The sequence below is a fragment of the Vibrio ostreicida genome (assembly GCF_013074385.2).
GTDB classification, from domain to species: domain Bacteria; phylum Pseudomonadota; class Gammaproteobacteria; order Enterobacterales; family Vibrionaceae; genus Vibrio; species Vibrio ostreicida.
In genome coordinates this window covers 39,889-61,061 of sequence record NZ_JABEYA020000015.1, presented here as the reverse complement: position 1 = coordinate 61,061, position 21,173 = coordinate 39,889, and the positions used below count along the sequence as shown (strand labels likewise).

Sequence of the window (21,173 nt, the reverse complement as noted above, 5' to 3'; positions counted from 1 at the left end):
AGCGAGAGCTTAATCCTAGAACCAAGACGGCAAAGATCCTTCCCTAGAGTCGTAAAGAAAAAGCCAAGTAGATACCCTAGAAAGAACAATGCCGCTCATCTTAAGTGAACGGCATTAGCGCCTCAGCGCTCCTTTTTTAATCGTGGTTATTTTATTACGGGAATATAACCGTATTCACTGATCAAGGCTTTCGCTTGCTTACCTTTGATAAACTTGATGAATGACGCGACATCTTGGCGCTGCTCACCCGTTTTGTGCAGCATCAAGAACGGGCGTGATAGTTCATATTTGTGCGACGCAATGGTGTCGTTGCTTGCCTTAACACCCTCAAAATCAAGTGCTTTGACTGAGCTGTCCACTGAGCCTGTTGAGATAAACCCAATCGCTTGTTTATTATGACTGACCAGTGTTTTGACCATGCTGTTACTGTTGACCACCAAATTATTTGGATTGATGTCCGAAACCAAGCGCCCCTTAATCACTCGGGTTAAACCGAGTAGGCTTTCAAAACTGTAGCGTGAACCAGACGATGCCTCGCGGGTAACAACTGCAATTTTTTGATCTGCCCCACCAAGTTGTTTCCAGTTCGTGATGTTACCTTTGTAAATGTCAAACAATTGCTCACGCGTGATATTATTTAACTGATTGAATTTGTTGACCACAACCGCTAAACCATCGAGTGCCAAGGGTGTGACCGTCAGTGTTGCGTCTTGTTCACTGTCCGTCAGATAACGAGAGGTCATACCGATGTCTGCGATGCCCTTTTTAAGTAAGGTAATGCCCGCAGTGGAACCAACGCCTTGAACCGCAATATAGGTAGCGGGATGAGTGGCGTTAAATTTTTCCGCCAGTACATCCATGATGCGCGCCACGGAGGTCGAACCCGATACATTGACCTCACTTGCGTGCGCAGAGAAGATGAAAAAATAACAAGACAACAGTGCAGCCAGCACAAAACGAACCATAATATTCTCCAATAGAATGTGAATAGCAAAACTGGCGCTATCATATTTAAATAACATGACATTTTTGTGAAATCCACCTCATACTATTAACAGTAATATCTATAGATTGAGAGGGTAGAATTGAAGCTGGGAATTATTCATTGCCCATTGGGGGGCCGGTATGAGGTTGGTCAGTTTACTGCAAAAGCAAGTCGAATCGCATGCTCAAACCATCTGTGAGCAACGCAACAAAAATGTGCCTGCGGAACTTGGCAAAGCGACTTTCGAAGAGACGGCGCACGGCGTGGTATTCATTAAGCAGCATTTTTTACTCGACTCTTCTCATTGTGACTACATGTTGCCTGTCGCCATGGTCGTGTGGGATGAAAAGCTATCTTGCTGGCTACTTTCAATGCCCGACGAGGGCAAGCAAGGCCAATGGGTCCCCTACCCATACCTAGCACAAAGTGCTGACCTCACGGCTCTGATGCGTGAAGTTGACAAAGATCCTAAACGACTCTTTTGGCAAACCTAATCGTTGGACACACCTCACCACAAATAGAACAGGGCACGTAATGTGCCCTGTTTTGCTCAAGTTCGATGGTTACTCGGCTGGGGTTTCAGTCTCTTGCGGGGCTTTAACCTCGTCAAAGACCCTCGTTGGCTTAGCTACGATGCTGCGAGTACTTTGATTCACTTCGGTCAAGACCACTTCTAAGGTTTCTCCAAGACGATACGTGACCTCTTGGTCGACGGAAACGCTTCCTTGCTCACCATTACACTCCAAACGTTCTTTGTTGGCGAGGATCAGTGAAGCGGGCACAAAGGCCGCTGCGCCATTTTCCAGTAGGCGAATGCGCATGCCTGAACGGTTGATGTCAAAGATCTCTCCGTTAAAACATGTCCCTTTGGCCGGCTCATCGGCCAGTGTACGGACGTATAACCAATCACTAACATTGCGTTCTGCTATCTTATGGTGTTTACGATGCAGTGCCAGCTCATCACCCACACTATCGTCGGCAGTTTGAACGGGATCTTTACCCAAAATGTGCGCTTTCAGCATGCGATGGTTAATCATATCGCCGTATTTACGAATGGGTGATGTCCAAGTCGCGTAGATATCTAGGCCCATAGCGTAATGTGGAAGGGGTTGGTTACCTATCTCACTATACGCCTGGAATTTGCGGATACGGTTATCAAGGTAACGGTTGTCTTGGCTGGACAGCCAGCGACGTAGCTTGGCAAAACCTTCTAGGGTCGCAATGGATTCCGCAGTAAACGGTAACGCACCATCAGGGTTAACAAAGGTTAACACATCAGCGATTTTTTCTGGTTTAAAACCAGCATGGGTATTGAAGACGCCCGCGTTAAAGCTGGCGTGCAATGTGCGGCCAGCACAGATATTGGCGGTAATCATGGCTTCTTCGACTAAGCGATTAGCACTGCGGCGTAAGTCGGCATGAATGGCAATCACGTCATTGTCTGGGCTCAGTTCAAAACGGTAGTCTGGTCGATCAGGAAAAACCACTGCGTGCTGTTCACGCCAGTTGGCTCGGGCCAAAGAAAACTCATGTAAATGGCGCACAACCTCAGCAATGTCTTGAGTGGGGTGCCAGTGCTCAGATTCACCGTGTTCCAACCAATCCGAAACGTGATCGTAAGCGAGGCGCGCGTGAGATTGAATGTTGGCGGCAAAAAACTCGATGTCGTCGCCAATCACACCGTCTTGGCTCACCGTCACTTTACAACAAAGCGCAGGACGAACTTGATGTTCCATTAGGGAACACAGTTCATCGGCTAAGTCACGAGGTAGCATCGGGATATTGCGACCAGGCAGATAAATGGTAAAACCGCGTTCTCGGGCCACCTTATCCATATCACTGTCGGGAGTGATGTAGGCTGTAGGGTCAGCAATCGCGATGGTCAGTTCAAAGTCTCCGTTGCCTGTTTTCTTGGCATACAAGGCATCGTCCATGTCTTTGGTCGATTCACCATCGATCGTCACAAACGGGACGTCAGTCATATCGATTCGCGTTAATGATTCATCGTCTTTGATTTGCCAATGTTCAAGGCCTTCTGGCTCAATATTGGGTAAATCGTTTTCCGCTAGTGTGACCCACCAAGGCGCAATTTTGTCGTCGGCATCCGTGATTTTTTCCGAGATCTCAACAAGAAAACCGTTGTCATCGTTGAGAGGGTGACGCACCAAATGCGCCACGACCCAATCCCCTTCAGCAAAGTTGTCGCTTTTGAGCCCTTTGGCCAACTTCGCCTTAAGCGATAATTTTTTCATTTGCGGATGATCGGGCACAACATTAAGTTTACCTTTGAATAACTTCACACGGCCGATGAAGCGATTTAAGCCCTGTTCAAGCAGCTTCTCTGGCTCGGCAACTTCTCGCTCCTTTTCGGTGCGAATGATGGCTTGGACTTTATCCCCATGCACGCATTTTTTCATGTAGGGAGGTGGAATAAATACGCTGGTTTTGCTGTCGACTTCGAGAAAGCCAAAGCCCTTTTCCGTCGCCTTAATCGTCCCTTCTTTCTTAGGAAGGTTTTCTTGCATTTGCTGCTTAAGTTGAGCCAGTAGAGGATTGTCTTGGAACATCTTTACATATCTAACCGAAAAAATTCGTTTTACTATATCACCCTGCCTAATCACTCGCTAGCATCTAAGGTCGTCGCAAGACGAAAAATCGCCCATCCTAAAGACGGCGAAGGGTGTTATTGTCTTCTTTGTTGGCTGACTTTTGGTGAATAGTTGAACTTAAACGACCAAATCAACAGAAATTTGTGATGAAATTCAATTTTTTCTGGCTTTTTTTGTGCATTTAAGGAATAATCCGCCCCCTTGTTTACGTCCCTAGTGGCTTGATGCGATTTACGACTTGTCCGCATCTGAACGGAATCAGCTCTCAACTGGATTGGTATTGGAATTGGTAGAGCTCGTGGGACCTTTTGTTGACTTAATATAGTAGGATCCCAATGACAGATTCTGTAATCCAGTTTAGCGACTTAGCGCTGAACGACTCTATCCTTTCCGCTCTTAATGGTATGGGTTTTGTATCACCGACCCCAATTCAGGCGGCCGCTATCCCTCACCTAATGGAAGGAACAGACGCCCTAGGTAAAGCACAAACGGGCACAGGCAAAACTGCTGCATTCTCGTTGCCGCTTCTAAACAAAATCGATTTATCTCAACGTAAGCCTCAGGCCATTGTTCTGGCGCCAACGCGTGAGCTTGCCATTCAGGTTGCAGCCGAAATCAAAAATCTAGGTCAAAACATCTCTGGTCTTAAAGTACTGGAGATCTACGGTGGTGCTTCTATCGTTGACCAAATGCGTTCACTCAAAAACGGCGCACATATTATCGTAGGGACACCTGGACGAGTTCAGGACTTGATCAATCGCGATCGTCTTCATCTTGATGAAGTACACACGTTCGTTCTTGATGAAGCAGACGAAATGCTCAACATGGGCTTCGTCGAAGATGTTACTGCCATCATGGAGCATGCCCCATCATCGGCACAACGTGTTCTTTTCTCTGCGACCATGCCTCCGATGTTGAAGAACATTGTTGAGCGTTTCCTACGTGGTCCTGTCATGATTGATGTGGCAGGTAAAAACCATACTGTTGACAAAGTAGAGCAACAATTTTGGGTCGTAAAAGGCGTCGAGAAAGACGAAGCGATGTCTCGTTTATTAGAGACAGAAGAAACCGACGCATCGATTGTGTTTGTTCGCACCCGTCAAGACACTGAACGTCTAGCGGATTGGTTGTCTGCTCGCGGATTTAAAGCCTCTGCATTGCACGGCGACATCCCTCAGTCTTTACGTGAACGTACTGTCGACCATATCAAACAAGGCGTGATCGATATCTTGGTTGCCACTGATGTGGTTGCTCGTGGTCTTGATGTTCCTCGTATCACGCACGTGTTCAACTACGATATCCCATTTGATGTTGAGTCTTACATCCACCGTATTGGCCGTACTGGCCGTGCTGGACGCAAAGGTAAAGCGATCCTTCTTGTTCGCACCAACCAACTGCGTATGCTGCGTACTATCGAACGTGTGACTAAGTCGTCAATGGAAGAGATCCAGCTTCCACACCGCAATAAAGTTGCTGAGTCTCGTCTGACTAAGCTTGGCGCTGAGCTGGAAACGGAAAAAGAACACAAAGCACTAGAGAAATTCTCTGAGCTTGTCGAAAAGCTACAAGAGTCTTTACAACTTGATGCCGCAACGCTTGCCGCCATCTTGCTGAAACGTCAGCAAGGCAAACGCCCATTGTTCTACATTGGTGAAGACCCAATGATTGAAGCAGTTGAACGTGACAAGCAGCGTCGTAAAGAGCGTCGTGATAACGGTCGTGACGGTCGTGATGGTAAACGTGAAGGCGGTCGCAGCTTCAATACGCAAGATTGGGATACTTACCAATTGCAAGTTGGCCGTGAACAAGGCGTTCAAGTGAAAGATATTGTCGGTGCTCTCGCGAATGAACTTGGCCTAACCAAAGGCTCGATCGGTGCGATTAAACTTGCTCAAGGCGAGACTTACGTTCAGTTGCCTAAAGCGATGTCTTCAGAAACGGCTGGCAAGCTGCGCAAACTGCGCATTCGTCAGAAGCAAGTCGATGCGGTCGTGTGTGATTTCACGGATTTTCGCGAGCCTCGTGGCAACCGCGAAGGTAACCGTGGCCGTCGTGATGGTGGCGGCAACCGTGGTAACCGTGAAGGCGGTCGTGGTGGACGCGAAGGTGGCGGTTACCGTGGTAACCGTGAAGGCAACCGTAGCGGTCGTGATGGCGAACGTCGCTTCGATCGCAACCGCGGTGGCGATCATCGCGGTAATCACCGTGGTGAACGTGGTCACAACACTGAACGTCGCAGCGAAGCTTAATTAAACGCTAAGACATCAAATCCCCACCAGCGCAAGCTCGTGGGGATTTTTTGTTTTCAATCCTCTCTCGCTTTTTTAAAAACTTATTGAGCGCAAGCTATACTTGTTTAAAAATGTTGCCTTAGAGTGCTATGAGTCGTCGTAGAAAAGTAGAAGAGAGCATCAATAACCCCTTGTCTAGCCGAATTGGTCGAAGAATCATACTGCTGATGGTGACCCTAAGCAGTGTCATTACCTTATTGACGACACTGTTACAGCTATCTTGGGATTACAGCAAAGAATTTAACGATGTCCAGCAGCGCCACATCGAAATTCGTGACGTCCACGCTGGCCTGCTGGCCTCATCACTGTGGTCGTTTGATCTCGTCGTCTTGCAGGAAAGATTGGACGGTTTGATTAATTTGCCCAAGATTGATTACTTAGAAGTCACCTCCGGCAGTTATAGCTTTAGTTCAGGCCATGCCGTTACGGACAATGCAGTCAGAGCCAACTATTTGCTAACGTACCGTGATCCAGAAGATGGCCACACCGAGGACATCGGCACCATTCACGTTGAATCAAATGCACAAGAAATTTATAACTATTTGATCAAACAGTTTATCTCCAGCCTACTCCTCAATGCGTTTAAGACTATGCTTGTCTGTTCTATTATGCTGTTGATCTTCCACGTCAGTGTTAATCGTAGAATTTTCCAAATCGCACAATTCTTAAGAGCCTTTAACCCCCGTCATCCAGCCCGGCCTCTGGTTCTTGACAAAAAACGCTGGTTGTCTGAAAAAGATGATGAACTGGACTGGCTCGCCGATGGCGCGAATAAGATCAGTAGCAACATTACCCTGCTTTATAACAACATAAAACATGAGCAAGAGAGGCTGTCGGATTTTACCCATGTCTCTTCGGACTGGTTATGGGAAACCAATGAGCTTGGCACGCTCACCTATTGTTCAGAACATATGCGAGAGACTCTCAATATCGTGGATGACAACGTAGACATCAGTTTTAACACTCTGGCGACGTTTGAGCACAGCGAGCAACTGCTTACAGCCATCGACGGTCGCAATGACTTTTCTCAAATCGAAGAGAGTATCAATATAAATCGTGCCTCCATCCACCTTCTATTTCAGGCCACCGCTCGTTATGAAGGCGATCGTTTTATTGGCTTCCGAGGAACAACCATCAATATTACTGAACTTAAGTCCGCGCAATTTGAGCTTGAAAAACTCAACCAAAATCTAGAACGTATGGTCGCCTCTAGAACCATTGATTTAAAGCAAAGTATGGAACAATTGCAAGATGCCCAAAATAAACTGGTGGAGTCAGAAAAGTTAGCGGCCTTAGGCGGCCTCGTCGCTGGTGTCGCGCATGAGGTCAACACCCCACTTGGCATCGCCGTCACCGCCGCCTCAATCATGGGGGATGTCACCAAAGAACTCAACGATGCGTTCTCCGCACAAACTCTCACCAGCACGCAGTTTGAGAGCTTAATGAAACGCATGTCTGAAGGCGGTGAAATGTTAGGGCATAATTTAGACCGCGCTGCCAAACTGATACGAGATTTTAAACAAACTGCGGTCGATCAGGTCTCGGAAGCTCGCTCCCACTTTAATGTTATGCAGGTTTTGCAAGCGTTACTGACCAGTTTACATCCGGAAACGCACAAAGTGCCGGTAATACCTCAGCTGAGTGGGGATGGAGCGATCGCCATGACCAGCCTACCCGGAGTGCTGACGCAAATCATCTCGAATTTGGTGATGAACAGCATCAATCACGCTTTTGACCAACAGCCTGAGGCCAAGATTGATATTGTGTTCTATCAGGATGAGGACAATGTGGTTTTTGAGTACAAGGATAATGGCAGTGGAGTCGATGCCTCTTTGCATCATAAGATTTTTGAACCGTTTTACACCAGTAAGCGAGGGGCTGGCGGATCAGGGCTCGGACTTAACTTAGTGTTTAATCTCATCAAACAAAAGTTGTATGGTGAGCTGGAATTCAACTCCGAGCCAGGGCAAGGTGTGCACTTCAAGATCACGCTGCCTGCAACCCTCCCTCAGGAACAAGCGCCCGACGCCTAAATTGAGTTGACTCAGTCGGGCAGTGAATTACGAATTTCAATAAACTCCGCCCAGTGGTCAACCAATATTTCCACCAGTTCAGGCTCAAAATGTTTGCCCTTTTGAGAGACTAATTCGAGCATAATGTCTTCATCGCTCCAAGGCTCTTTGTAGCTGCGTTTTGAGCCAAGCGCATCAAAGACATCAGCCAACGCCGTAATACGACCTGTCACCGGAATATCAGTACCCGATAACTGTTTAGGGTACCCTGTCCCATCCCACTTCTCATGGTGAGAACCCGCGATTTCCTTAGCAACGGTGATAAGACGACGCTTTGATTTACTCAAAATATCGACGCCATAATCCACGTGCTTTTTCATAATTTCCCACTCTTCGGCGTTCAATTTTCCCGGTTTGTGTAAAATCGAATCTGGCACGGCCACTTTACCGACATCATGCAACGGCGAGGCATGCTTTATCATTGAGGCGTCATACTCACTGAGCCCATACAATAAGGCGAGCTTTTCACTAAACAGGGACACGCGCTGAACGTGAGCGCCAGTCTCTTTACTGCGGGCTTCGACCGCGTTGGCTAAATTGTACACCAGCTCTTTTGACGTCTCTCGTATATCCAGCATCAGACTGAGGTTTTCAAAAGTCAGCCCGATGTTTTGCATATAGATTTCCAGTAGCTGCATATCCAGTTCAGACAACAAGCGGGTGACATTAACATATAAAATACAATCAACCCCTTGTTCATCGTGGCTATACATCACGTACGCGTCATCGTAATTCTTTGAAGCGCCGCTCTGAAAGACTTCTTTGCAACGTTCGGATACTCCCTCGGGCAACTTTTCAAATGCACATTCACTGTAAAAGTCAACGAAGTCGCCCGTCGCAGCCAATGTTAAGGCCCGTGATTCTTCCCCATTCGGCCGAGGTTGAACGATACAATAAAGGGCGGATTTATCCAACTTAAGTAATGACGTCAACTGTTCAAGCACACTCGTGGCGTAGGTTTGAAGTGAGTTGGTGTTTTGGACGTAGGCTGAAGCTTCGATGACTTTTCTCAACCCTTTTTTTTGCTGTTCAATCAGGCACAAATCACGGTACGAACGCAACATAGAATACAGTAGGGTTTTGAGCTTTTGTGTGGTTAGCTCTGTCTTTTCTTTGTAATCGTCGATTTCATATTCACGAATCACAGTGTCTTCGGGCGCTTGCCCCGCTTGACCAGTACGGAGTACTAATCTGACGAGGCTATTACCCAAATCTTCACGTACGTATTTGACGAGGTCCAATCCCGCATGTTCTGTTTCCATGACAACGTCCACCAAGGCTAAAGCGATGTCATCATAATGATGAAAATGCTCTTTGGCCTCACTCGCGGAATGCGCTGAAATTAGCTCAAGCTTACGCTCCTCGAACTCAAAATCCGAGAGCGCAAGTTTAGTAATTTGATGCATCTGTTCGTCATCGTCAATCAGCAGCACTTTCCAAGGCGCCGAAGATTTTTTCGTCGCTTCGCTTTGAATCCTTTTAGGCTGGCCTGACTGTCGGTGATCTGCAAACAATTCCATTAATGAACACACTCCTATTGCAACCGCCCTACCATTAGGTTTAGCACAATCCAATGAAAAAAGGCTAGTTAGTCACGCTCTAATTGACATCGACATCATTAGAATAAGGTGCCGTTAATTAAGTCATTATGCGCACCGTTTTCCGTTTAACCAAGGTTGGCTCTATTTGAACCACCTGTGCTTCGGTTTCGCCCTGTTCCAATTTTTTAAGCAATGCCTCCACGGCCGCTTTCCCCAAACGATATTTTGGCTGGTGGATCGTCGTCAATGCTGGGGTCATAAATTTAGAAATGAGAATGTCGTCGTAGCCAATAATAGACAAGTCATCGGGGATTCGAATCCCTTTCTCATTCGCCGCGTTGATCACCCCCATCGCCATCATGTCGTTGCACACAAAAACAGCGCTCGGGAGCGGCCCATTGGCATGCATTTTATTGAACGCTTGATAGCCTCCCTCGCACTCAAAATCTGATTCGATAATCCAATGAGGGTTAAATTCTAGCCCTGCGTCAAGCAAGGCACGCTTATAGCCTTCATAACGCATCTGCGCTTGGTGCTTAACCAAAGGCCCAGTAATACAACCAATGTCTTTATGCCCAGAGTCAATCAAATTTTGTGCGGCCAGATATCCGCCCGTTAACGAGTTATCCTGAATTTTATCGCTGGCAAATAACATAGGTCCCCAGTCCATCACGACCACAGGCACATCTGGGTATTTTTCAAAAACATCAATCCGTTCACCTTCTAAAGAAGAACACATCAGAATCAGCCCATCAACCCGCTTTTGCAACAAGGTGTCTATCGACTCCCGCATTCGCGTATTGTCACCTTCAGTATTGCATAAAATAAGGTGATAGCCTTGCTGATAGCAGCTGCGCTCAACCCCTTTAACCACTTCGCCAAAAAATGGGTTGGTGGATGTCGTCACCAACATCCCTAGGGTTCGAGTTCGGTTGAGCTTGAGACTTCGAGCCAATGCTGAAGGCGTATAATTGAGCTCTTGCGCGGCTTGATTGACACGTGCCGAAATGGCATCACTGACAAAGCGAGATTGATTAATCACATGGCTAACTGTCGACGTGGAAACACCCGCAAGTCTGGCGATGTCTTTCATAGTAGCCATGTCATTGTCTCCTGATTCTCGCTTATGAGTATTGTTGTAAAAAGGCCTCAACCTCATGCCGTGTCGGAATCGACGTTTGAGCGCCGAAACGCGTCACCGAAATCGCGGCCGCCGCATGGGCAAACTTTATCGCTGATTTTAGTGGTAAATCTTCCAATACACCAGTGATCAGCGCCCCATTAAACGTGTCGCCTGCTGCGGTCGTGTCAGTGACCTCAACATTAAACCCAGAAATACGCTCGCCCTTGCCACTCTCGCTTAACCACGCACCTCTTGACCCGAGGGTAATCAACACGGTGCCCACGCCTTTAGCATGCAACACATCAGCGGCCTTTTGAGCGCTGAAATCATCATTCACCGCGATCCCCGTTAACACCTCAATCTCTGTTTCATTAGGGGTAATGATATCAATACAAGCCAACAGTTGATCACTGAGCACTCTGGCTGGGGCAGGATTCAATATCACCTGTGTGTCGGCTGCTTTCGCTACCATCGCCGCTTTTTCGATACCACATATCGGCGTCTCCAATTGCATCAATAAGTAGCGGGCCTGTGCAATACGTGCCAAATCAGGTTCAAGGGCCTCTGCCGTCAGCTTTGCGTTGGCTTCCGCTGAGAGACAAATGCTGTTTTCGCCATTGTCGGCGACCTGAATCATTGCAATGCCCGTCGGACAATTGGGCTGCATTTTCACCCCAATTGTGTTCATTTTTTCTAACTTAAATGTTTCGCGAATATTAATGCCAAACGCATCGTCCCCGACGCAAGCAATAAACCCCACATCGGCCTTTAACCTCGCGGCGGCCACGGCTTGATTTGCTCCTTTACCCCCTGCGATCACTTGATAATTTTGGCCATGTAATGTCTCGCCCGGACGAGGAAAAGCGGGCACTTGCAGAACATGATCAGCGTTAACACTGCCTAAAACCACTAACTTATTCATTCATTATCCCCGGTTCTCACGAACCTCACTGGTTAACAACAGCCATCATAGGTTTGCACTGGCAAACCAATACAAACCTATGGGTGCTCCCCATGAGACTGGCGCATCCGCGCACACGTCTCATGGGTTAACATCATTTGCTGATGACTTTCAACGGCACAGGAATAAACGCTTCCACCGCCTCATCCTTAAGTACTTTGTCGGCCGTTTCAATACCCAACGCCCCAATCAAGTCGGGTTGTTGAGCGATAGTCGCCTCAAGCTGACCACGGTTAACAGCAGCAATACCATCGTCGGTTCCATCAAAACCGACGATCATCACCTGCTTTCCTGAAGCCTGCACCGCGCGCAATGCGCCAAGCGCCATTTCATCATTTTGTGCGAACACGGCTTGCACATCTGAATTCGCAGCCAATAGGTTTTCCATGACATTTAGACCTTTAGTGCGGTCAAAGTCCGCAGGTTGACTCGCCAGCAATTGCATATCGCTGCTCTTGACCGCGTTCATAAACCCTTCACCACGCTCACGGGCAGCAGACGTCCCAGCGATCCCTTCAAGTTGAATTACCTTGGCCTTTTCACCCACTTTTTCTACAATGAATTTGCCCGCCAACTCACCTCCTATCACGTTATCAGAGGCAATGTGGCTAACCACCTCTCCACGGCTAGCCCCGCGATCCAATGTGATTACTGGGATCTTGGCTCGATTCGCAATACGAATGGCATTTGACACCGCATCAGAATCGGTTGGATTGATCAAAATCGCTTTGACTCCACGTACCGTCAAATCTTCTACGTTCGACAGCTCTTTACTGGGATCGTTTTGCGAATCCAGAACAATCAGTTCATAACCGAGTTGTTTAGCTTTCGCTTGTGCGCCCTCTTTCATCGTCACAAAAAAAGGATTGTTGAGAGTCGATAGAACAATCGCCATGGTTTCTTGTGCTTGCGCTGACACCGAAAATGTCGATGAAAGTAGGAGGGTAGACATCAGGCTTGCGAGTTTTTTCATTATGTGGATTCCTTTTTGTGTAGGGTGTGCTCGGGGTCCTTTCCCCGAGCTTATAAGCATTACTTGTTTTTGTTGTCAACCAACACGGCTAACAGGATGACCAAGGCTTTGGCTATCATTTGGTAGTAAGAGGTCACATCAAGCAGGTTAAGCGCATTGTTAAGGAAGCCAATGATCAACGCACCAATCAACGTGCCCATGATCCGTCCTTTTCCACCCATCAGGCTGGTGCCTCCCAGCACCACTGCTGCGATGGCATCTAACTCATAACCCATCCCCGCCGTCGGCTGAGCAGAGGACAAGCGGGAAGTGATGATGATGCCCGCTAAGGCGGCAAGCAAACCACAGATGGAATAAACCCCAATTTTAACTCGGTCAACATTGATGCCCGATAGACGGGTGGCCGATTCATTACCGCCCAGCGCGTAGACATAACGACCAAAACGAGTGTGAGTCAGCAAATACCAAACCGCAGCGAACACCAAGACCATGAGCCATACTGGCACCGGAATCCCCAATACGTAGCCAGTACCAAACCACGCAAAGGCATCGGCGGTATCGGTAAAGCCCGTCGATATAGGGCGGCCATCGGTGTACACCATGGTCACGCCACGGAGCAATGTCATCGTGACTAAGGTAGCAATGAAGGCCTGTACCTTGCCTTTGGCAATGATGAAACCGCTTAACGCCCCTAACCCAGCTCCAGCGATCAGCGACATGGGCAAAGCAATCATGACAGGCACTTCCATCGCGATAAGACTCGCCGCAAGCGCACCGCAAAGGGCAAGAACGGAGCCGACGCTGAGATCAATCCCAGCGGTGAGGATCACCAAGGTCATCCCAACCGCAATGATCGCGTTAACCGACGTCTGGCGCAGAATATTGAGAAGGTTGTCCACGCTAAAAAAGTGTGGGTTAAGAAACGAAACAACAACAATCAAAAACAGTAGGGCAATCAGCGATTTCTGCTCGATAAGCGATTCTTTGCTCAGCCACTTTTTACGGCCCGTTTGATGGGTTTTGTTCATGGTTTTGGTACTCACGCTGCTTCCTCACTGATTTCTTTTCCAACGGCACACGCCAGAATTTTTTCTTGATCGGCGTCTTGGGCATCAAACTCCCCACTAATACGACCTTCATGCATCACAATGATACGGTCACTCATCCCCAATACCTCCGGCATTTCCGATGACACCAGTATGATACTCATTCCATCCGCTTTGAATTGGTTGATGAGTTGGTAGATTTCTTTTTTTGCGCCGACATCCACGCCTCGAGTCGGCTCATCCAAGATCAAGACTTTGGGTTGGGTCATTAAGCCTTTGGCTATCGCCACTTTTTGCTGGTTTCCGCCGGATAGGTAGCCAATGACCTGCTCACGCCCTGGGGTTTTGATGTTGAACAGATCGATAAAGTCATCAACGGCATCTACCTCAGCCGAGCGCTGAATGTGACCGCCTTTGGCGAATCTATCTAACGAACACAGTGACATGTTCTCTTTGACGGAGAGCCCCAACACCAAACCATCACCTTTACGATCCTCGGAAATATAAGCAATACCACTTGCCAACGCTGCTTGGGGGCTGCTCGGAGTGATGGTCTGATTGTTCAACTTTATGGTTCCGCACGTTGTGGGAAGTGCACCATAAATCATTTTCATCAACTCGGTTCGCCCAGCGCCCATCAGGCCAGAGACACCCAGTATTTCTCCTTTTTTGAGAGAAAAGCTGACATTGTCTATGCCCGGCGCGCTCAGGCCGTTGACCTCAAGGCAAAGATCGCCATGCTGCACTTCAACACGTGGATATTGTTCGTCCAATTTGCGTCCAACCATCAATTCAATCAACCCATCTTCATTCGTGTCTGACACCTCACATTGACGAATAAATTTGCCATCACGCAGCACGGTAATGTCATCACAAATTTCAAAAATTTCTTTCAAACGGTGGGAGATATAAACAATGCCACACCCCTGCTTTTTCAGTTCCCGAATTACCGCAAACAAGGACGCCGTTTCCGTATCCGTTAAGGCGTCTGTTGGCTCATCCATGATGATAACTTTCGATTCGAAGGACAGCGCTTTTGCAATCTCGACCATTTGTTGCTCACCAAGGCTAAGTTCCCCCAACCGCTGCTTAGCACTGTGTTTGACATTAAGCCGTGACAGCAGAGCATCGGCTTCAGCGTACATTTTATTCCATTGTATTCGGCCGAATGCGTTGGTAAATTCGCGGCCCAAAAAGATATTTTCAGCAATGGTTAACTCTGGGATGAGATTCAATTCCTGATGAATAATACTGATGCCAGCGCGCTGCGATTCTCGCGGGCCTTTGAATTTTGCTGTCTGACCTTGATACACAATCACCCCACCATCCAAGGTTTCTATGCCAGTCAGCACCTTCATCAAGGTCGATTTACCGGCCCCATTTTCCCCTAATAAGGCCATAGCCTTACCCGGATAAACCGTCAGGCTGGCTTGATCCAGAGCTTTTACACCTGGAAATGCCTTTTCAATATCGCTGAGTTGTAATATCGCATCTGTCATCAAAAGCTCCTCACTATCAAACGACTAAAACCCAACACCAGCGCTGAAAATAACATTGGCAAACGGGGTGCATTCTCCTGTTCTAACCACCGCTTTACAGCGATGAGTTTGTACCTTCAGTGCTTCATGCGGTAGGTAGGTAACGTCAACCTTCTCACCAGCATTGAGTTCCGCAAGCAAAGCGTCATGCAGCGCTGGACTCACTAAGGCAAATTCTTCCGCAATGATCACGCTGTCAATGTGAGTTTCAGATAGCATCACTTTGACGGTCTCTAGGAAACTCGGTACACCATGAGTCAAAGCCAAATCAATACGTTGAACACCATCTGGTATCGGCAAGCCAGCATCACATATGGTGACTTGATCAGTATGGCCTAGTGTGGCGACCAAGTAAGATAAGTCAGAGTTTAGTAAGGTACTTTTTTTCATTTTATTGCCCTATCGAACGCGAATAGCCAGGGAATCGTGTGACCGTTTTACCCATACCTACTATTGATAAAACTAACATCGAAACGTTTCGATAGAATATTGATCAGTGAATCGAATTTTGCGACAGTCCGATTGCAATAATGTGAATTTGATCTTTAATTGACGAGTTTAACAATGAAAAGAGTGACAAGATTCACCCCATTGGGCGACATGAATTGGTCATCAAGGGCGCTGATGACGGTGTTTATCGATCATTATGCGCGTCCAATTGAATAATATTGAATGCCTTTTTTGTGCAACCGCTCCGGATCATACAAATTTCGCCCATCAAAAATGACGGCGCTCTTTAACGATTGGTGAATGAAATCAAAGTCTGGGGCTTTAAAGTTTTGCCACTCGGTACAAATGATGAGCCCATCCGCATCGATTAGCGCCGCTTCTTTTGTCCCCATTAAGCTTAATTGGCGACAAGCGCCATAAATACGCTGTGCTTGTTCCATTGCCTTAGGATCATAAGCCTGAACTTTCGCGCCCGCCTGCCAAAGTGATTCCATCACCACCCTGCTGGGTGCTTCACGCATGTCGTCGGTACAAGGCTTAAACGACAACCCCCATACTGCAAAAGTTTTGTCTTTGAGTTGGTCAACACCGCCAAAATGGGACTGGATCAAATCAAACAGCTTTTGTTTTTGGTAAAAGTTAACATTTTCTACCGCTTTTAAGATATTACTGCTGTAACCAAACTCTTCGGCTGTCTTTATCAATGCTTTCAGATCTTTAGGGAAACAAGAGCCCCCATAGCCACAACCGGGGTAAATGAAATGATAGCCAATTCGTTCATCACTGCCGATCCCTTTGCGTACGTCTTCAATGTTGGCGCCTGTCCGCTCGGCGATGTTCGCCATTTCATTCATAAAACTGATCTTGGTCGCCAGAAGGCTGTTCGCCGCGTATTTGGTCAGTTCGGCCGATTTGACCCCCATAAAAACCAATTTTTCGTGGTTGCGGTTAAAAGGAACGTATAGCTCTCGGACCATTTCTTTGAGCAAGGCGTAACGAGGTGTCGATTTATCAATGCCGACAATGATCCTATCTGGTCGCATACAATCGCTCACCGCCGTCCCTTCTTTCAGAAACTCCGGATTCGACAACACGGGGACATCGATGGCCTCCAAACCACGGCGGTTCAACTGACGACGAATTTCACTTTCAACGGAATGGGCCGTTCCAACTGGCACCGTTGACTTATTGATCACCACTTGGTCACGTTCCAGAATTTGCCCGATTTCAGTCGCCACGTTCAACACGTACGTAAGATCTGCCGAACCATCTTGCTCTTCTGGGGTTCCTACGGCAATGAATATCACGTCCGCTTGATTGAGTTCTGTGTCGGCATCGGTGGTAAACCTTAACCTGCCCGCGGCCACACTCTCCGTGACCAGTTTTTCTAAACCGGGCTCATAAATTGGGATGATCGCGGCGGTCAGTGATTCCACCCGATCTTGGTCTACATCGATGCAGCAAACGCTGTGGCCTGAATCGCTCAATACGGCGGCCTGAACTAACCCCACATAACCCGTACCAAAAATGACTATTTTCATCATCACACCCGTGTTCGTTTCACACTGACTCAGTGTCCCGATGAAAAGTGACAAGCTGTTTAATGTTTTGCGGCATTCTGTTTACAATTTGAACCCATTGACGTGAATGAGGTATCGTTTAATCGTCGTTATTAGCACTGTTTTTTAAACAAAGAATGAAGGTCGTCCCTTTGGCCACTTCACTGTGCAACTCTATTGTGCCCCTTAATTTTTGAGTGCATATGTTGTACACCATGTGCAAGCCCAGACCGGTCCCTCCTCTCGCTCTGAGTGTGGTAAAAAATGGTTGAAAGACTTTCTTTTTATGGTCCACCGAGATCCCAACGCCATTGTCTTCAATCGTGATGATGATATCGTCACCTCGGTTGTGAGCCGTGATCGTAACACGTCTGTCGTCACTGACTTTGTCTTCACCAAACGCATGGAGGGCACTATTGATAAGCAGCTCTTCTACCGCACACTGCAAGGAAAAAACGGGCAAAAACACCTGCCACGCCTCATCACATTGCAATTCAACCTCAATGCGATGTTGTTTCAAGGTGTCCGATACATGTAAGATCGCTTCATCGAGGGTCTGTTTCAGTAGCATGAGCGTGGGCGCTTCACCGCTCATTTTCTGGTTGACCTGTTTGAGCTTACTGACCAAAGCAACCGAGCGCTCAATGTTGCTGGTGAGCAGATCTAGGCACTCCGTAACAATATTGAGAAACTGACTCAGATCATCGGTCGTCATGCTTTTATCGCTAAATTTCTTCTCAATACTGTTCAATTTTTCGCTAAGAATAGACAAGCTGGTGACCGAAATGCCCAACGGCGTGTTCAGTTCGTGGGCAACCCCCACCACCATGCCTGTCAAAGCGGACATTTTTTCCGCTTCCATGAGTTGATCCTTTGAAGATTTAAACTTCTCTATCAAGGTCTGAATCGAGTGCTCGTTAGATTCCAATTGTTGAGCTTGATGCCCTATTTCATCTTCGACTTCATCTCTGAGCGAACGTAAGCAATCAATCATGGTAAACAATGAATTGGCCATGATGTCTTTATCACTGCTCGGAACAATATTGATATCTTCTAATTTGCCCTTGGCGACTTTATGCAAGACCTGAATGTTCGACTCCAGACGATCCATCAGGTGATTAAAAGACTGCGCCACATCGCCTGCTTCCGTGCCCACTTCAACAGGGACTCGTTTTGAATAATCGCCTTCACGACTGATATTCTCTATAACTCTTAGTGTCTCCAGCCAACTCATTTTGATGCCGTGCTCAGAAATATTTAACCCCAGTTGCTCATCTTTTTCCGAAATTCTGTCGAGTTTAAAAAACTTCAGTAAACGAAAGCACACATAAGCGTTAAGCCCAGTCCATAAGAGGATAATCGCCAGACCAAAAGCTTGAACACCTAGGTTAGAGAACACGCTAGAAGAGGTATTCAGCAACAAGGCAGTGTATACCACCCCACACGCTCCACAAAAAAGGTGGACGGGGATCGCCCCGACCGGATCATCAATGCGCCATCGAATCAGCCATTGATCGCCGTAACGCACAACAAACGAAGCCATCACACCTAGGACGACAACATCCCAAGTCCTCGCGACATCTGCGCACGATGTCACTATCACCAATCCACCTAGCACACTGTTAAGAACCACAAATACGGGGACATGTTTACGTCTATGCACCATACACAAAGTACAGAATCCTGCGATCGTTCCACATAGTAGGGTGTTAAACAAAATCGTCGAAACCCGTTCATCAAACTGGTATAGACTTCCGCCGTTAAAGCCCAGCCAAGCAAAAACCATCAGAAAGACGCCAAGCGTGACTAGGGTGTGATTATAGGAAGGAATTTCATTGACGTTTTTGGTGTGGGTAAACCTGTCCTTTCGCGACCCAATGATCATAGTCCCTAGCAGGCCGAGCATTCCCCCAACTACATGCACCGTAGCACCACCTGCAAAATCATGAAAGCCAAGAACATAGAGCCACGCGTTAGGGTTCCAGGTCCAGTAAGCCACCACCGGATACGTGACTACCCCAACAAACGCAGACGCGTATATGTATCCGCGAAAACTCATTCTTTCCGCCACACAACCAGAAACAATCGTCGCGGCCGTGGTCACAAACATCAAATTAAACAATAAAATAGGGTATTGGTCTTGATGTACGGGAAATGTTTCAAACGAGAAGAAGCTGCTGCCCTGGGTCAGTGGAAAACCAACGAACGTGAACGTCACTGTAACCACAATAAAATCCGCGAGGTTTTTCATGGCCACATTGACGGAATTCTTTGCCCGAATAGACCCTGTTTCGACCAAGGTAAAACCCGCCTGCATAAAAAAAGCAATGCATGTACAGACCAATAACCACAGAAGTGCGGTATATTCTATATCTTGCATATTGAACTTTTAAGATCTCTTAAAACGACTAACTCTAAGCTTAGCCGATTGTATATTCCTAGCCTCCCTAATCCTCAATGATCGTCGAAACGTATATTTAAGCCGTTACAGTTATTTACTAGAAATTAACCAAGAAAATGTGGTAGCTTGGAATGGAATTCAGTAAAGTAATGGCATCTTGGATGACAATGTCGCCTCTCGGTTTCTATGTTAAAGGGCTTCCCTAATCACGCCTTGGAACCGCGTTTTTCATTATTAAAAACAATGCGTACCCATTTATGGACAAAGATAAGTTTACTCATATCTACCGTTTGCCGACCGCAATACAAATACGTATCGCTAAGTGGCAGCAAACCTTTAACGGCACCTCTGATTTGGTGATGCACCAAGCCATTGAAGTGCGGAACAAACAGTACCGCCAGTCCGATTTTTTCCCGACGGGGTGGCGTATTCAACTGTTCGAAAAGAACGATATCTCGATAACCAATCATGGCAAATATATTCAGACCTCCATGAGAACAATGGTGGATCGAAAAGTCTCTTACAAACGCATTTATCTGGCACGACTTCCTCTGGAACAAGCTCAACCCGCGCTGGAAAAGTTTAAACGTGAATGGGTCGACAAGCACAATCGTGTGGCGAGAAAATACAACCAAATTAAGAAAAAAGAATTCTTAAACTATGCCCGCGAAGAAGAGGAAACCCTTTATCCATCGATTCCTAAAAGTTGCTTTGATGCCCAACTCTGGAACAAATTAGTCAAATCTGAAATAGGACCAGAGAAGAAGTTCGACAACCCCTACTTTGTGAAAAACGCCAAAGTCTGAGACTTTTACGTGACCTCTTCAGCCCCTGTCCACCCCTAGAGATATTTATCCATGATTTCCTGATACAAACTCTTACCGGAAGGGCCCTTGGTACTGTGAAGTTTATCGATCCCTTGCTGTAATCTCTCTATCGTCTCATCCGGCACCTTGGTATTAAAGGCAAAATACACATGCCCCTCTCTGACCACATACACGATTTCAAACAAACCAGGGTCAACTTGAGCTTTTTTTGACCACCAAATGGCCGCCTTGTGAGCATATACCAGCAAATCCACTCGCTTTTTCATCAGTTGTTCAGCGAGGTGAGTCACCGAGTTGGCTTCTTGCATTGCGTCTCTGGGCATCCCCATGGTGAGTAGCGTTTGTTCGCCAATATCATCACGAATCACGCCAATTCGGTAATTGGCCATATCCATCGCACTGTTGATTGAAATATTGGAATCCTTACGCGCAAACACAACAATTTCTGTGTCGGCAATCGGGCCAGCCCATTTAAATAGTTTTTCTCGGTGGTTTGACCGCGTGGTCGAAAAAAGCACCGTATTGCCCTGAGTTAAAACGGTGCGATAAGAACGAGCCCAAGGTTGCAAAGTAATTTGGGACATTTTTATTTCTTGGCCCACGATTTTACTGGCGGCAAGTAGGATCTCGACCGCATAGCCAGAAATCTTATCGTCCTTTAAATAATTGGCGGGCGGGTAGGATTCGGTAAAAAAGGAGAGCTCACGCAAATCCTTTGTTGCCTCTGAAAAACAGACAGTCGGCCACCACATCAGCAGTGTTGCCATCACTGAAGAAATTAATGAGCTTACCTTCAT

Annotated in this window: 16 protein-coding genes; 4 read left to right on the top strand and 12 right to left on the bottom strand. The window is 47.1% G+C overall.

What is annotated here, in order from left to right; genetic code table 11:
* Positions 1 to 146: 146 nt before the first annotated feature.
* Positions 147 to 965, bottom strand: a complete 819-nt coding sequence (locus HLM86_RS15855) for a phosphate ABC transporter substrate-binding protein (protein WP_076589278.1) — start codon at positions 963 to 965, stop codon at positions 147 to 149.
* A gap of 160 nt (positions 966 to 1,125) precedes the next feature.
* Between HLM86_RS15855 and HLM86_RS15850 the strand changes: the two genes are divergently transcribed.
* Positions 1,126 to 1,479, top strand: a complete 354-nt coding sequence (locus HLM86_RS15850; RefSeq protein WP_076589222.1) for a DUF3024 domain-containing protein — start codon at positions 1,126 to 1,128, stop codon at positions 1,477 to 1,479.
* 69 nt (positions 1,480 to 1,548) lie between these two features.
* On the opposite strand, the gene rnb is transcribed toward HLM86_RS15850, so the two are convergent.
* Entirely contained in the window at positions 1,549 to 3,552 is a 2,004-nt protein-coding gene (rnb, locus tag HLM86_RS15845; protein WP_170883673.1) for an exoribonuclease II, read from the bottom strand.
* A 377-nt stretch (positions 3,553 to 3,929) separates the two neighbouring features.
* On the opposite strand from rnb, the gene HLM86_RS15840 reads away from it, so the two are divergent.
* Entirely contained in the window at positions 3,930 to 5,843 is a 1,914-nt protein-coding gene (locus tag HLM86_RS15840) for a DEAD/DEAH box helicase (protein WP_076589224.1), read from the top strand.
* Between the two features lie 131 nt (positions 5,844 to 5,974).
* Positions 5,975 to 7,918 (top strand): sensor histidine kinase, encoded by a 1,944-nt coding sequence (locus tag HLM86_RS15835; protein ID WP_170883672.1) that lies wholly within the window; start codon positions 5,975 to 5,977, stop codon positions 7,916 to 7,918.
* 11 nt (positions 7,919 to 7,929) lie between these two features.
* Here HLM86_RS15835 and HLM86_RS15830 read toward each other — a convergent pair whose 3' ends face one another.
* The 9 genes from HLM86_RS15830 to HLM86_RS15790 all read right to left on the bottom strand — a co-directional run bounded on the left by HLM86_RS15830 (position 7,930) and on the right by HLM86_RS15790 (position 19,528).
* Positions 7,930 to 9,477 (bottom strand): DUF3369 domain-containing protein, encoded by a 1,548-nt coding sequence (locus HLM86_RS15830; RefSeq protein ID WP_076589226.1) that lies wholly within the window; start codon positions 9,475 to 9,477, stop codon positions 7,930 to 7,932.
* A gap of 118 nt (positions 9,478 to 9,595) precedes the next feature.
* The gene (locus HLM86_RS15825; RefSeq protein WP_076589227.1) at positions 9,596 to 10,600 is read right to left on the bottom strand and encodes a substrate-binding domain-containing protein; all 1,005 of its coding nucleotides are present in this window, start codon (positions 10,598 to 10,600) and stop codon (positions 9,596 to 9,598) included.
* 22 nt (positions 10,601 to 10,622) lie between these two features.
* Positions 10,623 to 11,543: a ribokinase gene (gene rbsK, locus HLM86_RS15820; protein ID WP_170883671.1), complete on the bottom strand. Its 921-nt coding sequence runs from the start codon at positions 11,541 to 11,543 to the stop codon at positions 10,623 to 10,625.
* Positions 11,544 to 11,676: 133 nt separating this feature from the next.
* Positions 11,677 to 12,555, bottom strand: coding sequence for a ribose ABC transporter substrate-binding protein RbsB (gene rbsB / locus HLM86_RS15815; RefSeq protein ID WP_076589229.1), 879 nt, complete (start codon positions 12,553 to 12,555; stop codon positions 11,677 to 11,679).
* Between the two features lie 59 nt (positions 12,556 to 12,614).
* The gene (gene rbsC, locus HLM86_RS15810; RefSeq protein WP_170883670.1) at positions 12,615 to 13,598 is read right to left on the bottom strand and encodes a ribose ABC transporter permease; all 984 of its coding nucleotides are present in this window, start codon (positions 13,596 to 13,598) and stop codon (positions 12,615 to 12,617) included.
* Positions 13,595 to 15,100, bottom strand: a complete 1,506-nt coding sequence (rbsA, locus tag HLM86_RS15805) for a ribose ABC transporter ATP-binding protein RbsA (RefSeq protein ID WP_076589231.1) — start codon at positions 15,098 to 15,100, stop codon at positions 13,595 to 13,597. Before rbsA ends, rbsC begins: the two co-directional genes overlap by 4 nt.
* Before the next feature lie 24 nt (positions 15,101 to 15,124).
* Positions 15,125 to 15,529 carry a D-ribose pyranase gene (rbsD, locus tag HLM86_RS15800; RefSeq protein WP_076589232.1) on the bottom strand — a complete coding sequence of 135 codons (405 nt, stop codon included), beginning with the start codon at positions 15,527 to 15,529 and terminating at the stop codon, positions 15,125 to 15,127.
* A 254-nt stretch (positions 15,530 to 15,783) separates the two neighbouring features.
* Positions 15,784 to 17,130: a UDP-glucose dehydrogenase family protein gene (locus HLM86_RS15795; protein WP_076589279.1), complete on the bottom strand. Its 1,347-nt coding sequence runs from the start codon at positions 17,128 to 17,130 to the stop codon at positions 15,784 to 15,786.
* A gap of 118 nt (positions 17,131 to 17,248) precedes the next feature.
* Positions 17,249 to 19,528 carry an ATP-binding protein gene (locus HLM86_RS15790; RefSeq protein WP_170883669.1) on the bottom strand — a complete coding sequence of 760 codons (2,280 nt, stop codon included), beginning with the start codon at positions 19,526 to 19,528 and terminating at the stop codon, positions 17,249 to 17,251.
* A gap of 278 nt (positions 19,529 to 19,806) precedes the next feature.
* On the opposite strand from HLM86_RS15790, the gene HLM86_RS15785 reads away from it, so the two are divergent.
* The gene (locus tag HLM86_RS15785) at positions 19,807 to 20,355 is read left to right on the top strand and encodes an MSHA operon transcriptional regulator (protein WP_170883668.1); all 549 of its coding nucleotides are present in this window, start codon (positions 19,807 to 19,809) and stop codon (positions 20,353 to 20,355) included.
* A 35-nt stretch (positions 20,356 to 20,390) separates the two neighbouring features.
* Here HLM86_RS15785 and HLM86_RS15780 read toward each other — a convergent pair whose 3' ends face one another.
* The gene (locus HLM86_RS15780) at positions 20,391 to 21,173 is read right to left on the bottom strand and encodes a transporter substrate-binding domain-containing protein (RefSeq protein WP_083949353.1); all 783 of its coding nucleotides are present in this window, start codon (positions 21,171 to 21,173) and stop codon (positions 20,391 to 20,393) included.